General features: G+C 40.6%; 22 protein-coding genes, 1 pseudogene and 3 riboswitches. Of the genes and pseudogenes, 21 read left to right on the top strand and 2 right to left on the bottom strand.

The annotated features are described in order from the left end of the window. Positions 1–6: 6 nt before the first annotated feature. From HT722_RS04610 to pyrE, 3 genes are all read left to right on the top strand, one after another. Entirely contained in the window at positions 7–1,218 is a 1,212-nt protein-coding gene (locus HT722_RS04610; RefSeq protein WP_173277792.1) for a cell division protein FtsQ/DivIB, read from the top strand. 232 nt (positions 1,219–1,450) lie between these two features. Further along, positions 1,451–2,152 carry an orotidine-5'-phosphate decarboxylase gene (pyrF, locus tag HT722_RS04605; RefSeq protein WP_173277790.1) on the top strand — a complete coding sequence of 234 codons (702 nt, stop codon included), beginning with the start codon at positions 1,451–1,453 and terminating at the stop codon, positions 2,150–2,152. 33 nt (positions 2,153–2,185) lie between these two features. Further along, complete coding sequence (gene pyrE / locus HT722_RS04600) at positions 2,186–2,818, top strand: orotate phosphoribosyltransferase (protein ID WP_173277788.1); 633 nt, start codon at positions 2,186–2,188, stop codon at positions 2,816–2,818. 50 nt (positions 2,819–2,868) lie between these two features. On the opposite strand, the gene HT722_RS04595 is transcribed toward pyrE, so the two are convergent. After that, the gene (locus HT722_RS04595) at positions 2,869–3,492 is read right to left on the bottom strand and encodes a cysteine hydrolase (protein WP_000483066.1); all 624 of its coding nucleotides are present in this window, start codon (positions 3,490–3,492) and stop codon (positions 2,869–2,871) included. Positions 3,493–3,746: 254 nt separating this feature from the next. Here HT722_RS04595 and HT722_RS04590 point away from each other — a divergent pair, with 254 nt between their 5' ends. The 14 genes and pseudogenes from HT722_RS04590 to thiE (HT722_RS04525) all read left to right on the top strand — a co-directional run bounded on the left by HT722_RS04590 (position 3,747) and on the right by thiE (HT722_RS04525) (position 14,794). Then, positions 3,747–4,307, top strand: a complete 561-nt coding sequence (locus tag HT722_RS04590) for a TetR/AcrR family transcriptional regulator (protein WP_000111607.1) — start codon at positions 3,747–3,749, stop codon at positions 4,305–4,307. Positions 4,308–4,480: 173 nt separating this feature from the next. After that, positions 4,481–4,795 carry a hypothetical protein gene (locus HT722_RS10660; protein WP_002880183.1) on the top strand — a complete coding sequence of 105 codons (315 nt, stop codon included), beginning with the start codon at positions 4,481–4,483 and terminating at the stop codon, positions 4,793–4,795. Positions 4,796–4,815: 20 nt separating this feature from the next. Then, complete coding sequence (locus tag HT722_RS10655; protein ID WP_165442212.1) at positions 4,816–5,121, top strand: hypothetical protein; 306 nt, start codon at positions 4,816–4,818, stop codon at positions 5,119–5,121. A gap of 158 nt (positions 5,122–5,279) precedes the next feature. Further along, positions 5,280–6,416 carry an L-lactate oxidase gene (gene lctO / locus HT722_RS04575; protein WP_049531486.1) on the top strand — a complete coding sequence of 379 codons (1,137 nt, stop codon included), beginning with the start codon at positions 5,280–5,282 and terminating at the stop codon, positions 6,414–6,416. A gap of 148 nt (positions 6,417–6,564) precedes the next feature. Next, positions 6,565–6,653: riboswitch (TPP riboswitch) on the top strand. A 218-nt stretch (positions 6,654–6,871) separates the two neighbouring features. Further along, complete coding sequence (locus HT722_RS04570; protein ID WP_050262179.1) at positions 6,872–7,540, top strand: TenA family protein; 669 nt, start codon at positions 6,872–6,874, stop codon at positions 7,538–7,540. Between the two features lie 128 nt (positions 7,541–7,668). Then, positions 7,669–8,451 (top strand): hydroxyethylthiazole kinase, encoded by a 783-nt coding sequence (gene thiM, locus HT722_RS04565; RefSeq protein ID WP_050262178.1) that lies wholly within the window; start codon positions 7,669–7,671, stop codon positions 8,449–8,451. 1 nt (position 8,452) lies between these two features. Then, positions 8,453–9,082 carry a thiamine phosphate synthase gene (gene thiE / locus HT722_RS04560; RefSeq protein ID WP_173217690.1) on the top strand — a complete coding sequence of 210 codons (630 nt, stop codon included), beginning with the start codon at positions 8,453–8,455 and terminating at the stop codon, positions 9,080–9,082. Between the two features lie 208 nt (positions 9,083–9,290). After that, a riboswitch (TPP riboswitch) is annotated at positions 9,291–9,379 on the top strand. A 157-nt stretch (positions 9,380–9,536) separates the two neighbouring features. Further along, entirely contained in the window at positions 9,537–10,097 is a 561-nt protein-coding gene (locus HT722_RS04555; RefSeq protein ID WP_173217688.1) for an ECF transporter S component, read from the top strand. After that, entirely contained in the window at positions 10,098–11,483 is a 1,386-nt protein-coding gene (locus HT722_RS04550) for an ABC transporter ATP-binding protein (protein ID WP_173277786.1), read from the top strand. A gap of 1 nt (position 11,484) precedes the next feature. Then, positions 11,485–12,135 carry an energy-coupling factor transporter transmembrane component T gene (locus HT722_RS04545; RefSeq protein WP_173277784.1) on the top strand — a complete coding sequence of 217 codons (651 nt, stop codon included), beginning with the start codon at positions 11,485–11,487 and terminating at the stop codon, positions 12,133–12,135. A gap of 10 nt (positions 12,136–12,145) precedes the next feature. After that, the gene (gene tenA / locus HT722_RS04540) at positions 12,146–12,838 is read left to right on the top strand and encodes a thiaminase II (protein WP_173277782.1); all 693 of its coding nucleotides are present in this window, start codon (positions 12,146–12,148) and stop codon (positions 12,836–12,838) included. A gap of 4 nt (positions 12,839–12,842) precedes the next feature. Beyond that, positions 12,843–13,367 (top strand): energy coupling factor transporter S component ThiW, encoded by a 525-nt coding sequence (thiW, locus tag HT722_RS04535; protein WP_173276679.1) that lies wholly within the window; start codon positions 12,843–12,845, stop codon positions 13,365–13,367. Continuing rightward, a complete protein-coding gene (locus HT722_RS04530; RefSeq protein ID WP_173276678.1) occupies positions 13,367–14,170 on the top strand; it encodes a hydroxyethylthiazole kinase in 804 nt (267 codons plus the stop codon). The genes thiW and HT722_RS04530 overlap by 1 nt, the downstream gene beginning before the upstream one ends. Beyond that, positions 14,163–14,794: pseudogene (gene thiE, locus HT722_RS04525) on the top strand (thiamine phosphate synthase). Before HT722_RS04530 ends, thiE (HT722_RS04525) begins: the two are co-directional and overlap by 8 nt. A gap of 200 nt (positions 14,795–14,994) precedes the next feature. On the opposite strand, the gene thiD reads toward thiE (HT722_RS04525), so the two are convergent. Continuing rightward, positions 14,995–15,786 (bottom strand): bifunctional hydroxymethylpyrimidine kinase/phosphomethylpyrimidine kinase, encoded by a 792-nt coding sequence (gene thiD / locus HT722_RS04520; RefSeq protein WP_173277780.1) that lies wholly within the window; start codon positions 15,784–15,786, stop codon positions 14,995–14,997. 83 nt (positions 15,787–15,869) lie between these two features. Further along, positions 15,870–15,968, bottom strand: a riboswitch (TPP riboswitch). Between the two features lie 183 nt (positions 15,969–16,151). On the opposite strand from thiD, the gene HT722_RS04515 reads away from it, so the two are divergent. The 4 genes from HT722_RS04515 to spxB all read left to right on the top strand — a co-directional run bounded on the left by HT722_RS04515 (position 16,152) and on the right by spxB (position 21,164). Continuing rightward, positions 16,152–16,547 (top strand): CopY/TcrY family copper transport repressor, encoded by a 396-nt coding sequence (locus HT722_RS04515; protein ID WP_173277912.1) that lies wholly within the window; start codon positions 16,152–16,154, stop codon positions 16,545–16,547. Positions 16,548–16,557: 10 nt separating this feature from the next. Next, entirely contained in the window at positions 16,558–16,929 is a 372-nt protein-coding gene (locus HT722_RS04510) for a cupredoxin domain-containing protein (RefSeq protein ID WP_173277777.1), read from the top strand. A gap of 9 nt (positions 16,930–16,938) precedes the next feature. Beyond that, a complete protein-coding gene (locus tag HT722_RS04505) occupies positions 16,939–19,182 on the top strand; it encodes a heavy metal translocating P-type ATPase (protein ID WP_173277775.1) in 2,244 nt (747 codons plus the stop codon). A gap of 206 nt (positions 19,183–19,388) precedes the next feature. Next, the gene (gene spxB, locus HT722_RS04500) at positions 19,389–21,164 is read left to right on the top strand and encodes a pyruvate oxidase (protein ID WP_033681403.1); all 1,776 of its coding nucleotides are present in this window, start codon (positions 19,389–19,391) and stop codon (positions 21,162–21,164) included. The last annotated feature ends 176 nt before the right edge of the window (positions 21,165–21,340 follow it).

Here is a 21,340-nt window from a genome sequence, read left to right as displayed (position 1 = left end):
AAGTAAATGTCAAAAGATAAGAAAAATGAGGGCAAAGAAATCCTCGAAGAATTGAAAGAGTTATCAGAATGGCAGAAACGAAACCAAGAATATCTAAAAAAGAAAGCTGAAGAAGAGGCAACCCTAGCTGAGGAGAAGGAAAAGGAAAGACAAGCTCGAATGGGAGAAGAATCTGAGAAGTCAGAGGATCAGGAGAGTGAAACAGACCAGGAAGATGAAGAATCAGCTAAGGAAGAGTCTGAAGAAAAAGTAGAAGCCCCAGAGGGTGACAAAGAGGAAGAAGAGAAAGAAGAATCAACGTCTAAAGAGAAGGAGAACCAGGATAAAAAGCTTGCTAAAAAGGCTACAAAAGAAAAACCAGCCAAAGCAAAGATTCCTGGCCTCCATATCTTGCGGGCTTTAACGATTTTATTTCCAAGTCTGCTTTTATTGATTATCTCTGCTTACTTACTCAGTCCTTATGCGACCATGAAGGATATCCGTGTTGAGGGAACGGTGCAAACTACGGCTGATGATATTCGACAGGCTTCAGGCATTCAGGATTCGGATTATACGATTAACCTTCTGCTAGACAAGGCAAAATATGAAGAGCAAATTAAGTCTAACTATTGGGTGGAATCAGCTCAGCTTGTTTATCAATTTCCAACCGAGTTTACTATCAAGGTTAAAGAATACGATATTGTTGCTTACTATGTTTCTGGTGAAAATCATTATCCAATCCTTTCAAGCGGTCAGCTTGAGACCAGTTCTGTGAGCTTGGTCAGTTTACCAGAAACTTATATATCAGTTCTCTTTAATGATAGTGAACAAATCAAGGCTTTTGTCTCAGAACTTTCTCAAATTAGCCCAGAACTCAAGTCTGCGATCCAGAAGGTGGAATTAGCCCCAAGCAAGGTAACTTCAGATTTAATTCGATTGACCATGAATGATTCGGACGAAGTCTTGGTTCCCCTTTCTGAAATGAGCAAGAAACTGCCTTATTACAGTAAGATTAAGCCACAATTGTCAGAACCGAGTGTGATTGACATGGAAGCTGGAATTTACAGTTACACAGTGGCGGATAAATTGATTATGGAAGCTGAGGAAAAAGCCAAACAAGAGGCTAAGGAAGCCGAGAAAAAGCAGGAAGAAGAACGTAAACGTTTAGAAGAAGAACAGAAAAAACAAGAGGAAGAGAGCAATCGAAACCAAACGACCCAGCGCTCATCGCGTCGCTAGTCTTACCTTTTCTCCTATAGCTCTTTAGTGACCATATTTTTACTTGACAAGTGCTGGTAGAAATAATAGAATAGTAAAAAACCTTTAAAGCAGTCCAGAGAGGCAGCTAAGGTTAAACGGTGAAAGGGTGGAGACTACCCATTTTTCGTGGAACCTTGCTGTTGGCAGGTTCCTTTTTTCGTGGCTTCTTGTGGCCAGACTCTCTCACTAGCAAAGGTAAAAGGAGAAACCTATGCGAGAACATCGTCCAGTTATTGCTCTTGATTTTCCTAGTTTTGAGGTGGTCAAGGAATTCTTAGCTCTTTTTCCAGCAGAAGAAAGCCTTTATCTTAAGGTAGGGATGGAGCTTTATTACGCAACGGGGCCTGAGATTGTGTCTTACTTGAAAGGCCTGGGGCACAGTGTCTTTTTGGATCTCAAGCTGCATGACATTCCTAATACAGTCAAGTCAGCCATGAAGGTCTTGTCTCAGCTTGGTGTGGATATGACTAATGTTCATGCGGCTGGTGGTGTAGAGATGATGAAGGCGGCGCGTGAAGGTCTTGGAAACCAAGCCAAATTGATCGCTGTAACGCAGCTGACATCAACATCAGAAGCTCAGATGCAGGATTTTCAAAATATCCAAACCAGCCTGCAAGAGTCTGTGATTCATTATGCCAAGAAGACGGCTGAAGCGGGATTAGATGGTGTCGTTTGCTCGGCTCAGGAAGTTCAACTCATCAAGCAGGCCACCAATCCAGATTTTATCTGTCTGACACCAGGTATTCGTCCGGCCGGAGCTGCAGTTGGAGACCAAAAACGTGTGATGACACCAGCAGATGCCTATCAAATCGGTAGTGACTATATCGTAGTGGGACGCCCCATTACGCAAGCTGAGAATCCTGTTGCAGCCTATCATGCCATCAAGGATGAATGGACACAGGACTGGAATTAAAGAAATAGATTAGAAAAATAAAAGGAGAATACTATGACACTTGCTAAAGATATCGCTAGCCACCTCTTGAAAATTCAAGCCGTTTACCTCAAACCAGAGGAGCCTTTCACTTGGGCATCTGGTATCAAGTCACCGATTTACACTGATAATCGTGTGACACTAGCCTATCCAGAAACTCGTACCCTAATTGAAAATGGCTTTGTGGAAGCTATCAAAGAAGCCTTTCCAGAGGTAGAAGTCATTGCAGGAACTGCAACAGCAGGGATTCCACACGGAGCTATTATTGCTGATAAGATGGACTTGCCTTTTGCCTACATCCGTAGCAAACCAAAAGACCACGGAGCAGGCAACCAAATCGAAGGTCGTGTAGCTCAAGGTCAAAAAATGGTAGTGGTTGAAGACCTGATTTCAACAGGTGGTTCTGTTCTTGAGGCCGTAGCAGCAGCTAAACGCGAAGGTGCAGATGTACTTGGTGTTGTAGCGATTTTCAGTTACCAATTGCCAAAAGCAGATAAGAACTTCTCAGATGCAGGTGTCAAACTTGTGACGCTTTCTAACTACAGTGAACTCATTCACCTAGCCCAAGAAGAAGGCTATATCACACCAGAAGGACTCGACCTTCTAAAACGCTTTAAAGAAGACCAAGAAAATTGGCAAAATTCTTAAAACATAGAAAATCAGGTAGTCGCTAGGATTACCTGATTTTGTTTTTAATACTAAAGTTGAGCGATAACTTCCTCAGTTGTCAAAACTTGGTTGGCAATGTAGCCGTAGTTTGTTAGTGCAGCTTGGTAGGCTTCTTCACCTGGAGCACCGACAGCATCGTTAACAACAATGACATTGTAGCCTAATTCTATGAGTTCACGCATGTGTGAATCCACGCAGAGATTAGCATTCATACCAGCCAAGATGACGGTGTCGATACCATTTTTGCGGAGTTGAAGGTTAAGATCGTTGCTTTCTGGGCCAAAAATTTTATGTCCGTTGACAACAATAGTATCTTCATCCAAAAATGGTTTAATCTCTTCAATCATATCTGCTCCAGAGCCTTCTGGAATTGCTGAATACTGGCTATCACGCCAAAACATTTCGTTTTCAATCATCATCGTTTCACCAGCAGCTTTAAATTGCCACTTGTGATCGTGTGGATAGAAGTAGTGCGGTGAGATAAAACGCTTGTAGCCACGCTCTTTAGCAAGAGCGAAAAGCTTTGTCAGATTTTCAATAGTATTAACTTTTTCAAGAACGTCTTTAGTTGCTCCGAATCCTTTACCAGTATGTTTTAGGAATTCAACTTGTGGGTCTGTGATAACAAATGCGACATTTTTCTGATTGAACATGAGGTTCCTCCTAATATGATTTGATTAACAGCCAATAGGAATTTAGACTGTTAGTTTGATGATTTTCCAAATGGTAGTTTTAGTTATATACTGACCATTCGGTACAATTATAATAACATCTAAAATTGAATTTGTAAATTAATTTGCTCAGAACAAAAAATTTTAATGATAAAACAGTGGCAAAAGGAGGTGGTTTCAATTGTTTGGTCTCAGACTCTGAATCTGCTATAATAGGAAAAAAGAGAGGTGAGTAGATGAGCGTTAAAGAGCGTATTTTACAAAGTGCTGAGGAATTGATTTATCAGAAGGGTTATGTGGCCACCTCCATCAGTGACATCATGGAGGCAGCTGATGTTGGCAAGGGACAGCTTTATTATTATTTCAAATCTAAGAAGGAAATTGGTTTGACGGTCATTCAAGATATTTTAGCAAATTGGCGAAAAGAGCTTTTTGAAGATATTTTTGAAGCAGATAAGTCTGACAGTGACAAGTTTTCGGATATGATTGACTGGGTTTGTCAATTTCATGAAAGTCAGACGGTCTTTTATGGTTGCCCAATTGGTAATCTGATTGTGGAATTGTCCACAGAAGATGAGAACTTCCGCTGTCCTCTCAATGATTTTATGACCCAATGGACAGAGAAGTTAGCCAGCCTCTTGCAAGACCTGCATGCTGACTGGTCAGAAGAGCGGGCGCAGTTGCAGGCCCGTCAAGTCATCTCCAGTATTCAAGGCAGCATTGTCATTCTCAAAGTCAGCCAAGACATCCAAGTTTTAGAAAATAATATGACGGATTTGAAAAAGAATTATTGTTAATTTTTAGCCGAAGAATTAAAAGTATGTTAATTTATGGATTGTGGTTAAGAGGTAAGAATGACAACAGATATTAAAACTGAAATTGGTCATAGAGTAAGACAGGAACGTGAACGTCACAAATTGACGAGAGAAGAGGTCTGTGGACAGAAGCTGACTTAATAATCAAACAGCTGATGCGTACTGAGCTTGGGCAATCCTTGCCAACAATTACTAAGTTACAATATTTATCTAAGCGATTAGAAGTTCCGATAGATACTTTTCTTGAAAATAAAGAACTAGCTCTTCCTGAGGAAGAGTTGCTGAGTCTAGACTTGATTGAAAGAATATTAGACTTGATAAGAACAGGGACAGGTAGTTTCGCTGAAGATATTTTTGATGATTATTTTAAGCAAGTAACACTAAAGCAAGTTTACACATTCAATGATTTACTATTAATTGATTATTTTGCTATGCAATGTCAAGACTTGATTTATAGAAGAGAGCATTAGATGATTTTCGGATTAAGTTGTTGAAACAGCAATTAGTTAGTGATGAAATGTATAATGTAGAGCTACTATCAGTTCTTTGTGCCATAGCGGTTGTTTATGTTGTTCATAATGACTATAAACATATGATATCTCTAGTAAAAAAGATGAATGAAATTTTATCAGTAACAACGTTGCAAGTCTATAAACCTGGAATTTCAGTATTTGAAGCTAAGTGCTATCTTTATTTTGAAAATGATAAAAATAAAGCAAAGGAACTTTATCACTCAGCAACTATACTAGCTGAACAATTTGATGATAAAGTATTAGAAAATGAAAAGATTATTTGAATTTCCATAACTTAAGAAAGTTCATCATTTTTAATTATCGCTGTAAAATGATTGAAAGTATGAAATTTCCAAACAAAATATTTGAAAAATTTTGAAAAAAGAGTTATTATAGTTGTATAGTAAAAAGCAAACGCTTACTTAATCAAGGAGGGCATTTTATGTCATACAAAACAAGCAATGCAGAAGGGCATGTAGATTTCATCAATACCTATGATTTGGAGCCAATGGCGCAACAAGTGATCCCTAAAGCAGCCTTTGGTTATATCGCCAGTGGAGCAGAGGATACTTTTACTTTACGGGAGAACATCCGTGCTTTTAACCACAAGCTCATCGTTCCTCATACACTTTGCAATGTAGAAAATCCAAGTACAGAGATTGAATTTGCAGGTGAAAAACTATCTTCTCCAATCATTATGGCACCTGTTGCGGCTCATAAATTAGCAAATGAACAGGGGGAAGTGGCGACTGCGCGTGGTGTGCATGAGTTTGGTTCTCTTTATACAACTAGCTCATACTCTACTGTTGACCTTCCAGAGATTTCTGAAGCCCTCCAAGGGACACCTCATTGGTTCCAATTTTACTTTAGTAAAGATGATGGCATTAACCGCCACATCATGGACCGTGTGAAGGCTGAAGGTTATAAGGCGATTGTCTTGACGGCAGATGCTACTGTAGGGGGTAATCGTGAGGTTGATAAGCGTAATGGGTTTGTCTTCCCAGTTGGCATGCCGATTGTTGAAGAATACCTGCCAGAAGGTGCTGGTAAATCAATGGACTTTGTTTACAAATCAGCTAAACAGCGCTTGTCTCCACGCGATGTAGAATTTATCGCTGAATACTCTGGTCTTCCTGTCTATGTCAAGGGACCACAATGCCGTGAGGACGTTGAACGTTCGCTTGCTGCAGGAGCTTCTGGTATCTGGGTAACCAACCACGGTGGTCGTCAAATCGACGGTGGACCAGCTGCCTTTGACTCGCTTCAAGAAGTGGCAGAAGCAGTTGATAAACGTGTGCCAATTGTCTTTGACTCTGGTGTTCGTCGTGGTCAACATGTCTTTAAAGCCTTGGCTTCAGGAGCAGACTTGGTAGCTATTGGTCGCCCGGTTATCTATGGCTTGGCTCTAGGCGGTAGTGTTGGTGTGCGTCAAGTCTTTGAACACTTGAATGCGGAATTGAAGACAGTTATGCAATTGTCTGGAACTCAGACCATTGAAGATGTTAAACACTTCAAACTCCGTCACAACCCATACAACCCAACTTTCCCAGTTGACCCACGTGACTTAAAATTGTATTGATAAAACAGATTACCTCCACTGAATGTGGAGGTTTTTCTTCGTGTATTGGAAGAATAAATCGCTATCAAAAACTATATAAAGATATTTTTCGGTCAAATATCTTGCTAGGGCTTTCATTTTTTGCTATACTAGTGCAGTAATTAAATAATAAAGACATTTGGGGTGCTTTAAGCTGAGATGATACCCATTGAACCTGATACAGTTAAGACTGGCGAAGGGAAATGTGAAATGGTTTTTTTCAAATACAGAAATGAACCGTCTAATCTTGTAAGCTAAACTCCAATTCTCGTTTGTAATTGGAGTTTTTTTGTTTATATAAGCTGGATGAAGGTGATACAAAGCATTTAGGTAGCTCTCACCTTATATGCCCCACTTTTCTTTAAAAAGGTCAAGTAAAACTAGGATTTTCTTGATGTTTTGTTGATTACGAACGAGTAAAGAGAGGAAAAATAAATATGGAAACACAGGTTTATGCATTTCAGCCAGGTTTGACTGTTGGAGAATTATTAAAAAATAGTCAGAAGGATTGGCAGGCTGCAATCAATCATCGTTTTGTCAAGGAACTTTTTGCGGGGACAATTGAGAATAAGGTCTTAAAAGACTACCTAATTCAAGATTATCACTTCTTTGATGCCTTCCTATCCATGTTGGGTGCCTGCGTAGCTCACGCAGACCAGCTTGAATCCAAACTTCGTTTTGCCAAGCAACTAGGCTTTCTTGAAGCAGATGAAGATGGTTATTTCCAAAAGGCTTTCAAAGAGTTAAAAGTATCTGAGAATGATTATCTGGAAGTGACTTTGCACCCTGTAACAAAAGCCTTTCAGGATCTGATGTATTCGGCAGTGACTTCATCAGACTATGCTCATCTTTTGGTCATGCTGGTCATTGCAGAAGGTCTCTATTTAGACTGGGGTTCTAAAGATTTGGCTCTACCTGAAGCCTATATTCATTCGGAATGGATCAATCTCCACAGAGGTCCTTTCTTTGCAGAGTGGGTTCAATTTCTGGTTGACGAACTCAATCGTGTCGGAAAAGGTCGAGAAGATTTGACAGAACTTCAGCAACGCTGGAATCAAGCAGTTGCTTTAGAATTAGCCTTTTTTGATATTGGTTATGATGCCTAGAGAAAGTTCAGGATACTGACAAATTTGACGAGGTAAATCATTCAATGTAACTGAAAAAAATTCTCAACTAAAGATAGAGATAAATCGAAATCAATAGATCGTATAAAGTGAAAAGAAAGGATTTCAATATGACAAGTTTAAAATTATTAAAAGAAAAAGCACCTTTGGTCATTTGCATCACCAATGATGTAGTAAAAAATTTCACAGCAAATGGATTAGTAGCACTGGGTGCCTCACCAGCTATGAGCGAGTACCCAGCAGACTTAGAAGATCTATTAAAATATGCTGGAGGATTATTGATTAACATTGGGACTTTAACGGATGATAATTGGAAATTATACCAAGCTGCTCTGAAAATTGCAGAGAAATATAATGTCCCAGCAGTTTTAGATCCTGTAGCCTGTGGAGCAGGAGAATATAGAAAAAAAGTAGCAGATGATTTAATCAACAATTACAAACTAGCTGCGATTAGGGGGAATGCTGGAGAGATTGCTTCTTTAGTAGGTATAAATGTGGCATCTAAAGGAGTAGATAGTGCTGGTGTGGATAATATTGATGAGATTGCTCTAGCAGCCAACGCTAAGTTTCATATTCCAATAGTAGTGACTGGAGAAGTTGATGCGATTGCTGTTAATGGAGAAGTGGTAACGATTCATAATGGTAGTGCCATGATGCCAAAAGTCATTGGGACAGGATGTTTATTAGGGGCAGTGGTAGCAAGCTTTATCGGACTAGAAAAAGGTCAAGAATTGAAATCATTAGAAACAGCAATGTTGGTTTACAATATCGCTGGAGAAATGGCAGAAAAACGTCCAAATGGACATCTTCCTGGAACATTTAAAGTTGAATTTATGAATGCCTTATACGAGATTTCAGATGAAGATGTAAAGGAATTCAAAAGAGTGAAGTAAAATGTTTCATAAAGAATTACTAAAACTATATTTTATTTGTGGAACGACTACTTGCCAAGGAAAAGATCTATATAGAGTCGTTGAGGAAGCCTTAAAAGGTGGTATAACCTTATTTCAATTTCGTGAAAAAGGGGAGGGAGCCTTAGAAGGTAAAGAAAAAGTCGAATTAGCAATTAAACTACAGGATCTTTGTAAAAAATACAATGTTCCATTTATCGTTAATGATGATATTGAGTTAGCATTGGAAATAGATGCTGATGGCGTACATGTAGGACAAGATGACCTTGGAGTTGATGAAATTAGAAAATTGATGCCAGATAAAATAATTGGTCTTTCTATAAAAAATGAGGAAGAATTTCAACAATCAAAAGTTGAATATGTAGATTATGTCGGTGTTGGTCCTGTATTTGATACCCAGTCAAAGGATGATGCTGGTGGTGCTATAGGTTATGAAGGTCTTAAATTGATAAGAAAACTATTGCCACAAATGCCCTTAGTTGCAATTGGTGGGATACAGACGCAACATATTAAAGACATTATACAGACCAATATAGATGGTGTTTCAATCATTTCAGCAATATCGTATGCAAAAAATATAGAAAAAACTGTTCGAGAAATGAGTGAACAATAGGTATCAATCTATCCTTGGATTCTGAGTAGGATTTTCCTTTTTTAAAAAGCTATGTTCAGATTCAGCTTGAATGGCTAATTCATCAAACAGGTCATTTGTTTTTTGCAAAAGAAAGATCTGCTGTATTTATGAGTGCAAGGCTGTATTTCCAGTTCAATTTCTTGAACTAGTATAAAATGTGTGTTATAATAATCACATAATTAAATAATAAAGACATTTGGGGTGCTTTAGGCTGAGATGATACCCATTGAACCTGATACAGTTAATACTGGCGAAGGGAAATGTGAAATGTTTTTTTCGTATGTCGAAAAGAACGGTCTAATCTTGTAAGCTGAACTCTAATTCGTATCTGTAATTAGAGTTTTTTCTTTTACGAAACTGGATGAAGGTGATATAAATCCTTTTGGTAGCTCACCTTGAGTGCCCCAATTTTCTTTAAAAAAAGGAGTTTTTTATGTTGAAAAAATGGCAGTTAAAAGATGTTATTTTGCTTGCTTTCTTGTCTATCTTTTTTGGTGGCGTTTTCGTTGGTTCAGGATATGTGTATAATATTCTCAGCCTACTCTTAACACCTCTTGGTTTACAGGCTTTTGCCAATGAAATCCTCTTTGGACTCTGGTGTATGGCTGCGCCCATTGCTGCCATCTTTGTTCCGAGAGTCGGAAGTGCAACGATTGGAGAAGTGCTAGCTGCGCTTGCTGAAGTCCTTTATGGTAGCCAATTCGGTCTAGGTGCCCTTTTGTCTGGCTTGGTTCAAGGTTTGGGAAGTGAACTTGGTTTTATCGTAACCAAGAATCGCTATGAAAGTTGGCTCTCTCTAACTGCTAGTAGTATTGGGATTACGCTTGTTAGCTTTGTCTATGAATACATTAAGTTAGGTTACTACGCCTTCTCTCTTCCTTTTGTCCTTTCCTTGCTTGTGGTGCGTTTTATTTCTGTTTATTTCTTCTGTACCATTTTGGTTCGTGCCATTGTCAAACTCTATCATCAGTTTGCAACTGGAGGAAAGGCATAGATGGGGCTGGAATTACGGGAGATTCAGGCCCCAATTTTTTCGGAACCGCTTGATTTTACTTTTCATGAGCAAGCTTTTACCTTGTTAGTTGGGAGTAGTGGGTCTGGAAAATCGAGCCTCTTTCAAGTTATTGCCCAAGTTAGTTCTCTTCCCTATAGCGGTCAAGTCCTGATAGATGAGAGCGAGGTCAGTCAGCTTTCTATCATCGAACGTGTCCAAACGGTTGGTATTCTCTTTCAAAATCCCAATCATCAATTTACCATGGAGAACTTGTTTGAGGAGCTGATTTTTACCTTGGAGAATATCGGCTATCCCGTTCAGGAAATTGATTCTAAAATAGCAGAGGTTGTCCAGCAATGTCGTTGCAAGGACATCTTGCACCGTCCCATCCATCACTTATCAGGTGGAGAAAAGCAAAAGGCTGCTTTGGCTGTTCTCTTTGCTATGAATCCTAGGGTCTATCTATTAGATGAGCCCTTTGCTTCCATTGATCGCAAGAGTAGGATAGAGATATTGGAGATTCTAAAAGAGTTGGTCTCTAATGGGAAGACAGTTATTTTGTGCGACCATGATTTATCTGATTATGAAGCCTATATCGACCATATGGTGGGGCTAAGAGTTGGACAACTAAGGGAAGTGTTTCAAATCCCTGCCTCTGAAATGACACAGGCTGTTTCAAAGGAGGTTGCTTCTAGCCCAGAACTATTCCATATGGATCGAACGACTTGTGAGCTTGGTAACCGCCCCCTCTTTTCGATTGCTGATTTCACATTTTACCAAGGAATTTCCTGTATTTTGGGTGATAATGGTGTCGGGAAATCAACCCTCTTTCGGTCTATTCTTCAATTTCAAAAGTATAAGGGGCACATTACCTGGAAGGGGACAGTCCTGAAAAAGAAAAAGAGTTTGTACCGTGACCTGACGGGTGTTGTTCAGGAAGCTGAGAAACAGTTTATCAGAGTCAGTCTGCGCGAAGAGCTTCAATTAGATGGACCTGATTCTGAAAGAAATCAGCGTATTCTCCAAGCTTTACGATATTTTAATCTGGAGCAGGCGCTTGATAAGAGTCCTTATCAATTAAGTGGTGGTCAGCAAAAGATTCTTCAACTCTTGACCATCTTGACCAGCAAGGCTTCTGTGATTTTACTAGATGAACCTTTTGCTGGTTTGGATGATAGAGCCTGCCATTATTTTTGCAAGTGGATTGTGGAGGAGAGAAATCAAGGAAGAAGTTTTCTGATCATTAGCCATCGTTTAGATCCCTTGATCTCTGTGGTTGATTATTGGATTGAGATGACTAGTCAGGGTCTCAGTCATGTGAAAGAAGTGACCATTACCAAACCACTCACATCTCAGAGTAGCAATACCCAAGGGGAGGTGAGATAGTATGGTCAAAGTAGCAACCCAGACACCGATTATCAGTCTCTTCTTGCTGATTTTATCGCTGGAAACATCTTTCATTCCTTCGATTGCTCTGAATCTTTCGGTAGTCGCATTCTGTATTCTCTTTATGCTCTATTACCGTCGATTTAAAGTGTTGGCTTGGATGATTCTGCTTGCCATTTTGCCATCCTTTGCCAACTACTGGGCAGTTCAGTTACATGGAGATGCTTCGCAGGCAGTCATACTTGGAACGAGGGCCTTTGTTACCGTTTGTATTGGTCTTGTCTTTGTTTCCTCTATTTCCCTAAAAGAGCTTCTTTTATACTTGGCTCAAAAGGGGCTATCACGGTCTTGGGCTTATGCCTTGATTGTGGTATTCAATTCCTTTCCTCTTATCCAGCAAGAAATCAAGTCTCTCAAGGAAGCTTGCCTATTACGTGGTCAAGAACTGCATTTTTGGTCTCCCTTGATTTACAGTAAGGTTCTGATGACAGTCTTTAGGTGGCGCCATCTTTACCTGAGAGCTCTGTCTGCTCATGGATATGACGAACATGCACAGGTGGAGAATAGCTATCGGACTTTTTATATTCCTCAAAGGACAATATTCATCTACCTGCTTTTCTTTTTATTACTTCAAATCAGTCTATTTTTATAAAGGAGTTATTATGGAATTTACAGATATTGCGATGGAATTATCCAAGGAAGCTTGGCAGGCTTCCTTTCATCATCCCTTTATTTTACAATTACAAGAGGGGGATTTAGAACCTGCCATTTTCCGCTATTACCTGATTCAGGATGCCTACTATCTGAAGACCTTCTCAGAAATCTATCACCTTTTGGCTGATAAGACTTCAAACCAAGAGATGAAAAGACTCTTGAAACAAAATGCTCAGAGTCTAGTGGAGGGTGAGTTATTTATCCGCCAACAATTTTTCAAGGAATTGGAAATCAGCGATCAGGAAATGGAGCAACATCCAATCGCTCCAACCTGCTATCATTACATTTCTCATATTTATCGGCAATTTGCAGAGCCAAACTTGGGCATTGCCTTTGCAAGTTTGCTACCTTGTCCTTGGTTATACCATGATATAGGGAAATCACTTAATCTTAAACCATCACCAAATCCTCTCTACCAACAATGGATTGAAACTTATATTACGGATGAGTTAGAGCAACAGATCAGAGAGGAGGGAGCGCTGGTCAATCAACTCTATCGCGAAAGTGATGAGATAGACAAGAACAAAATGCTAGATGCCTTCCACATCAGTGTTCATATGGAAGCCAAGTTTTGGGAAATGGCCTACCAACACCAGACATGGAAGAGTGATTTACAGTCTTTAGAAACAGGAGAAGAATAGGAATATGAGAAAGCACCAACTACAAGTTCACAAATTAACCATTTTATCTATGATGATTGCCCTTGATGTAGTCCTTACGCCTATCTTTCGGATTGAGGGAATGGCACCGATGTCCAGTGTAGTCAATATTCTAGCGGGAATCATGATGGGACCTGTTTATGCCTTGGCCATGGCTACAGTCACAGCCTTTATCCGTATGACGACTCAAGGGATTCCTCCTTTAGCTCTCACAGGAGCGACTTTTGGAGCCCTCCTTGCAGGTCTCTTTTATAAGTATGGTCGAAAATTTTATTTTTCTGCCTTGGGAGAAATTTTGGGAACAGGTATTATTGGTTCTATTGTTTCCTATCCTGTTATGGTACTCTTTACAGGATCAGCTGCTAAGCTCAGCTGGTTTATCTACACGCCTCGATTTTTCGGAGCAACCTTGATTGGTACAGTGATTTCCTTTATTGCCTTTCGATTTTTAATCAAGCAGGAATTCTTTAAAAAAGTGCAAGGATATTTCTTTGCTGAAAGGATAGACTGATGCAGGCATTGACAAATCCTTTTCCTATAGGCTCTAGTTTCCTCATTCACTGTATTACCAATGAGATTTCTTGTGAGATGCTGGCAAATGGAATTTTGGCTCTGGGATGCAAACCTGTCATGGCAGATGATCCCCGTGAGGTTCTTGATTTTACTAAGCAAAGCCAGGCACTCTTCATCAATTTGGGGCATTTGTCAGCTGAGAAGGAAAAAGCAATCCGCATGGCAGCCTCGTATGCAGCTCAAGTTTCTCTTCCAATGGTAGTAGATGCGGTTGGCGTAACGGCTTCCTCTATTCGTAAGAGCTTAGTTAAAGACCTTTTAGACCATAGACCTACGGTCCTTAAAGGAAATATGTCAGAAATTCGAAGTCTTGTTGGCTTAAAGCACCACGGCGTTGGGGTCGATGCGAGTGCTAAAGATCAAGAAACGGAGGATTTGCTTCAAGTCTTGAAAGATTGGTGTCAGACCTATCCTGGTATGTCTTTCTTAGTTACTGGCCCCAAGGACCTTATTGTTTCGGAGAATCAAGTTGCTGTACTGGAGAATGGCTGTACTGAATTAGACTGGATAACAGGGACAGGAGACTTGGTTGGAGCCTTAACAGCTGTTTTTCTCAGCCAAGGAAAGACTGGTTTTGAAGCTTCTTGCTTAGCAGTCTCTTATCTCAATATCGCTGCTGAGAAAATAGTTGTTCAAGGAATGGGATTGGAAGAATTTCGTTACCAAGTACTCAATCAGCTTTCGCTCCTAAGAAGAGATGAAAATTGGCTAGATACCATCAAAGGAGAGGTTTATGAATAGAGAAGCACTTAGACTATATCTGGTAACCAATCGCTATCAAGATTCCGTGGAAAGCTTTCTTGCAAAAGTTGAGACGGCCTGCCGTTCAGGGGTTACCATAGTCCAATTGCGAGAAAAAAATCTCACAACCAATCAATATTATCAGCTGGCAAAACAAGTCAAGGAAATAACAGATGCTTATCAGGTACCCTTGATCATCGATGATCGTTTGGATGTCTGTCTTGCAGTTGATGCAGCAGGTCTGCATATCGGAGATGATGAATTACCAGTTTCGGTAGCTCGCAAAGTCTTGGGTCCTGAAAAAATCCTCGGTGTCACCGCTAAAACAATAAAAAGAGCTCTGGAAGCGGAGAAATTAGGTGCAGATTACTTGGGGACAGGAGCCATTTTTCCGACAACCACCAAGGAAATGCACCCATTACTCTGATATCGACCTTGAAAACAATTTGCCAAACGGTTGCCATTCCAGTAGTTGCTATTGGAGGCTTGACTTCAGAGAACATTGACCAGATTATGGGCACTGGCATAGCTGGTGTAGCTGTTGTACGTGATTTGATGCAGGCAGAAGATATTGAGGCAAAAACGCAAGCCTTTTTAACAAAGTTGCATGACATTATTTCCTAACTAATACTCAATGAAAATCAAAGAGGAAGCTAGCCTCAGGTTGCTCAAAGCCCTGCCTTGAGGTTTTAGATAAGACTGATGAAGTCAGCTCAAAACAGTGTTTTGAGGTTGCAGATGGAAGCTGACGTAGTTTGAAGAGATTTTCGAAGAGTATAAAAACTCTCTAATTCCCTTAAAGTGGGAACTAGAGAGTTTTTTTCTTAATCTTTAAAAGTTGTATGGTTGACTGGGCCAGAACCATGACCAAGTTGAGGAGCGTCTTGAATAGCTTTTGTGATAAAGGCCTTGGCCTTATCAACTGCCTGATAAAGGCTTTTTCCCTTGGCTAGTTCAGCAGTAATTACTGCAGCAAAGGTACATCCAGTACCATGGGTGTGACAGGTTTGAATTCGTGGGCTTTCCCAGACAAACTGTTCATCCTTGGTAAAGAGGAAATCCTTAGCACCGCCTTCGAGATGACCACCTTTGATGACTACAGACTGAGGACCAAATTCTTTTAGAATCAGGCGACCAGCACGCTGCATGTCTTCAGGATCATGGATTGAAAAACCAACAATCTCTTCTGCCTCAGGAAGATTCGGAGTGATAATGGTTGCAAGGGGAAGTAGGTTTGTTTTTAGGTAAGTTCTGGCACTGGTATCAATCAGAGTGTCTCCACTAGTAGCGACCATAACAGGGTCAAGAACATAGGGACAATCCAGCTCTTTAAGATAGGGCTGGATGATTTCCATAATTTCAGTAGTCGCCAACATGCCAGTTTTTACAGCCTGAGGCTTGATATCCGAAAAGACACTCTCCAATTGGGATTTCAACATTTGAGGAGAAACGTGCTCGATCAATTGAACGCCTCTGGTATTTTGAGCGACAAGACTGGTCACAACGGCCATTCCATAGACATCTCTAGCTTGGAATGACTTTAAATCAGCCATAATGCCAGCACCGCCACTTGGGTCAGTTCCTGCAATGGTCAAAGCAACGGGTAAATAAGTCATCTAAAACCTCCCAACCAACTGAAGTTTGTATTCTTAAGAACAAGCTAATCTGTTTCAGGAAGGCAATAGAAGACTGCTAGTCCCCATTATCATTTCCACTTCCATCAGCTAGCATTACCTAGATTGAGTTAAAGGGATCTAACAGTTGTTAATCTCAGCTTTACGCACCCCTAGTGGTTGTTTTCTTTTTTCTTTAGTATAGCATATTTTTATAGTTTATATAGTAAGATTTGACTGAAAATCCTGTATTATATGGTTAAAATTCAATTTTTCAAAGAAAAGATTGATTTTATAATTGACAAATGTAGATTTTGAGAGTATACTAAGAAACATAATTGACAAATGTAGATTTTGGAGGTGTGATGATGCAGATTTCAGATGCAGAATGGCAGGTCATGAAGATTATTTGGATGCAAGGAGAGCAGACTAGTACGGATTTGATCAGGGTTCTGGCGGAGCGGTTCGACTGGTCCAAGTCAACCATTCAAACTCTTTTGGCTCGTTTGGTTGAGAAAGAGTGTCTGACAAGGAAAAAAGAAGGCAAGTTCTTTGTTTATTCAGCCCTTTTAACTTTGGACCAAAGTCGGGATTTACTTGTCCAAGATATCAAGGACAAGGTTTGTTCTCGTAGGATTAAGAACTTGTTGGCTGATTTGATTGCTGAATGTGATTTTACTCAGGCTGACTTGGAAGACTTGGAAGCTATGATTTCTGAGAAGAAATCAAGCGCTGTAACAGAAGTAAAATGTAATTGTATGTAAAGGAGACGTCATGTTAAATAGTATTGTAACCATTGTTTGTATTGCCCTTATCGCGTTTATCTTGTTTTGGTTTTTCAAAAAGCCTGAAAAATCTGGACAAAAGGCCCAGCAAAAAAAGGGCTACCAAGAGATTCGAGTGGAGGTCATGGGGGGCTATACGCCTGAGTTGATTATCCTCAAGAAATCAGTACCAGTCCGTATTGTCTTTGACCGTAAGGATCCTTCACCCTGTCTGGACCAAATTGTTTTTCCAGATTTTGGTATACATGCGGACCTGCCAATGGGTGAAGAGTACGTAGTGGAAATCACACCTGAGCAGGCTGGAGAGTATGGTTTCTCTTGTGGCATGAATATGATGCACGGTAAGATGATTGTAGAATAGGAGAATGATATGACTGAAATTGTAAAAGCAAGTCTTGAAAATGGTGTTCAAAAAATCCGTATCACGGCAGACAAAGGCTACCATCCAGCCCACATTCAACTGCAAAAAGGAGTTCTAGCTGAGATTACCTTTCATCGTGCTACTCCTTCAAACTGTTACAAGGAAATTCTTTTTGAAGAAGAAGGCATCTTGGAACCAATCGGCGTAGATGAGGAGAAAGTCATTCGTTTTACACCTCAAGAATTAGGTCAACATGAATTTTCTTGTGGCATGAAGATGCAAAAAGGAAGCTATACAGTCGTTGAGAAGACTCGAAAATCTCTATCACTTTTACAGCGTTTTTGGATTACTAGTATCTTTACTGTGCCTCTTGTGATCCTCATGATTGGGATGTCGACAGGAGGAATTAGTCACCAAGTCCTGCGTTGGGGCACCTTTTTAGCCACAACACCGATTATGCTAGTAGCAGGTGGTCCTTATATCCAAAGCGCTTGGGCTAGTTTTAAAAAGCACAATGCCAACATGGATACCTTGGTTGCTCTGGGAACCCTAGTGGCCTATTTCTATAGCTTAGTTGCCCTCTTCGCTGGTCTCCCCGTTTACTTTGAAAGTGCTGCATTTATCTTCTTCTTCGTTCTTATGGGAGCCGTTTTTGAGGAGAAAATGCGGAAAAATACTTCCCAAGCTGTGGAGAAATTACTTGACTTGCAGGCTAAAACTGCAGAAGTCTTGCGTGAGGATAACTATGTTCAAGTTCCTTTGGAACAAGTCAAGGTAGGTGACCTGATTCGAGTGCGTCCCGGTGAAAAGATTGCGGTTGATGGGGTTGTAGTCGAAGGTGTGTCCAGTATTGATGAGTCTATGGTGACAGGTGAGAGTCTGCCTGTGGACAAGACAGTTGGAGATACTGTCATTGGCTCAACCATCAATAATAGCGGAACACTTGTTTTTAGAGCAGAAAAAATTGGTTCAGAGACTGTTTTGGCTCAGATTGTCGATTTTGTAAAGAAAGCTCAGACAAGTCGTGCGCCGATTCAGGACTTGACGGATAAAATTTCAGGCATTTTTGTCCCAGCAGTTGTCATTTTAGGGATTGTGACCTTTTGGGTTTGGTTTGTCTTGCTCAGGGATAGTGTAGTTGTGCTTGGAGCTAGCTTTGTATCTTCGCTTCTCTATGGAGTAGCAGTTCTGATTATTGCCTGCCCTTGTGCCTTGGGTCTTGCAACACCGACAGCCCTTATGGTAGGGACAGGACGCAGTGCCAAGATGGGAGTTCTTCTCAAAAATGGAATGGTTCTACAGGAAATCCAGAAAGTTCAAACTATTGTCTTTGATAAGACTGGGACTTTGACGGAAGGGAAACCTGTGGTCACAGATATCATCGGCGACGAAGTAGAAGTGCTTGGATTGGCAGCTTCCTTGGAAGAAGCTTCTCAACACCCACTGGCTGAAGCCGTTGTGAAACGAGCGAGTGAAGCTGGACTTGAGTTTCAAACTGTTGAAAATTTCCAAGCCTTGCACGGAAAAGGTGTCTCAGGGCACATAGCTGGAAAACAAGTTTTGCTTGGAAATGCTAAAATGCTGGATGGCATGAACATTTCAAGCGTTTATCAAGAAAAATTAGAAGAACTAGAAAAAGAAGCTAAGACAGTTGTGTTCTTGGCTGTTGAGAATGAAATCAAAGGCTTGCTTGCTCTGCAAGATATTCCTAAGGAAAATGCTAAGCTTGCCATCAGTCAGTTGAAAAAACGAGGTCTTAAAACAGTCATGCTGACAGGAGATAATGCTGGTGTGGCGCGTGCTATTGCAGATCAAATCGGAATCGAAGAGGTCATTGCAGGTGTCTTGCCAGAAGAAAAAGCCAACGAAATCCATAAACTACAAGCGGCTGGCAAAGTAGCCTTTGTTGGTGATGGCATCAATGACGCTCCTGCCCTCAGTGTAGCAGATGTGGGGATTGCTATGGGAGCTGGAACGGATATCGCCATCGAGTCAGCAGATTTGGTGTTGACAACTAATAACCTCCTAGGAGTGGTGCGTGCCTTTGACATGAGTAAGAAAACCTTTAATCGAATTCTGCTCAATCTTTTCTGGGCCTTTATCTACAATGTCGTCGGAATTCCGATAGCAGCAGGAGTCTTTTCAGGTGTTGGACTAGCTCTCAATCCAGAATTGGCAGGTCTAGCCATGGCCTTTAGTTCTGTATCTGTTTTGACCAGTTCTCTTCTCTTAAACTTTACTAAAATAGACTAAAAGTAATGACTAGATTTCTTTGTTATAAAACAGGAATGACAGCACTTTCAAAACTGTATTAGAATAGAGAATAGAGAGTTTTGAGCAGATTTTTAGAAAAGTCAGCATAAATATGATACAGTGGAATAGTAAAAATTTGGAGAACGTTTCCAATTCTATGTAATCGTATTCTCCAAGTCTAAAAAAATTGAAGGAGAGTTATCATTATGACTCAAGGGAAAATTACTGCATCTGCAGCAATGCTTAATGTATTGAAAACATGGGGCGTAGACACAATCTACGGTATCCCATCAGGAACACTCAGCTCATTGATGGACGCTTTGGCTGAAGATAAAGATATCCGCTTCTTGCAAGTTCGCCACGAAGAAACAGGTGCTCTTGCAGCGGTTATGCAAGCTAAATTCGGCGGCTCAATCGGGGTTGCAGTTGGTTCAGGTGGTCCAGGTGCGACTCACTTGATTAACGGTGTTTACGATGCAGCTATGGATAACACTCCATTCCTAGCAATCCTTGGATCACGTCCAGTTAACGAATTGAACATGGATGCTTTCCAAGAATTGAACCAAAACCCAATGTACAACGGTATCGCTGTATATAACAAACGTGTAGCTTATGCTGAGCAATTACCAAAAGTTATTGACGAAGCTTGCCGTGCTGCAGTTTCTAAAAAAGGTCCAGCTGTTGTTGAAATCCCAGTAAACTTCGGCTTCCAAGAAATCGATGAAAATTCATACTACGGTTCAGGTTCATACGAGCGTTCATTCATCGCTCCTGCTTTGAACGAAGTTGAAATCGACAAAGCTGTTGAAATCTTGAACAATGCTGAACGTCCAGTTATCTATGCTGGTTACGGTGGTGTTAAAGCTGGTGAAGTGATTACTGAATTGTCACGTAAAATCAAAGCACCAATCATCACAACTGGTAAAAACTTTGAAGCTTTCGAATGGAACTATGAAGGTTTGACAGGTTCTGCTTACCGTGTTGGTTGGAAACCAGCCAACGAAGTGGTCTTTGAAGCAGACACAGTTCTTTTCCTTGGTTCAAACTTCCCATTTGCTGAAGTTTACGAAGCATTCAAGAACACTGAAAAATTCATCCAAGTCGATATCGACCCTTACAAACTTGGTAAACGTCACGCCCTTGACGCTTCAATCCTTGGTGACGCAGGTCAAGCAGCTAAAGCTATCCTTGACAAAGTGAACCCAGTTGAATCTACTCCATGGTGGCGTGCAAACGTTAAGAATAACCAAAACTGGCGTGATTACATGAACAAAATCGAAGGTAAAACTGAGGGTGAATTGCAATTGTATCAAGTTTACAATGCAATCAACAAACATGCTGATCAAGACGCTATCTACTCAATCGACGTAGGTGACACTACTCAAACATCTACTCGTCACCTTCACATGACACCTAAGAACATGTGGCGTACATCTCCACTCTTTGCGACAATGGGTATTGCCCTTCCTGGTGGTATCGCTGCTAAGAAAGACAATCCAGATCGCCAAGTATGGAACATCATGGGTGACGGTGCATTCAACATGTGCTACCCAGACGTTATCACAAACGTTCAATACGACCTTCCAGTTATTAACGTTGTCTTCTCAAATGGTAAATATGCCTTCATCAAGGACAAATACGAAGACACAAACAAACACTTGTTTGGTTGTGACTTCCCTAATGCTGACTATGCGAAAATCGCTGAAGCGCAAGGTGCTGTAGGATTTACAGTTGACCGTATCGAAGACATCGATGCAGTTGTTGCAGAAGCTGTTAAACTCAACAAAGAAGGTAAAACTGTTGTGATCGATGCTCGCATCACTCCACACCGCCCACTTCCAGTAGAAGTACTTGAATTGGATCCAAAACTTCACTCAGAAGAAGCAATCAAAGCCTTCAAGGAAAAATACGAAGCAGAAGAACTCGTACCATTCCGTCTCTTCTTGGAAGAAGAAGGGTTGCAATCACGCGCAATTAAATAATTTCTCTCGTCGAAAATCAAATATAAACTGCGTTATCTTCACCTTGCCGTACTCCAGTACTGCCTGCAGTTTGATGCCTTGTTTATTCTTTGATTTTCATAGAGAGAAACATAAAAAGATCGGAGCAATCCGGTCTTTTTATGGAGGATAGTAAATGAATTGGCTCTTTGTCAACT

The organism is Streptococcus sp. 53, from assembly GCF_013276565.1.
GTDB lineage: Bacteria > Bacillota > Bacilli > Lactobacillales > Streptococcaceae > Streptococcus.
Note: the sequence above shows the minus strand (reverse complement) of the source record. Positions and strands in the feature narration are given on the sequence as shown.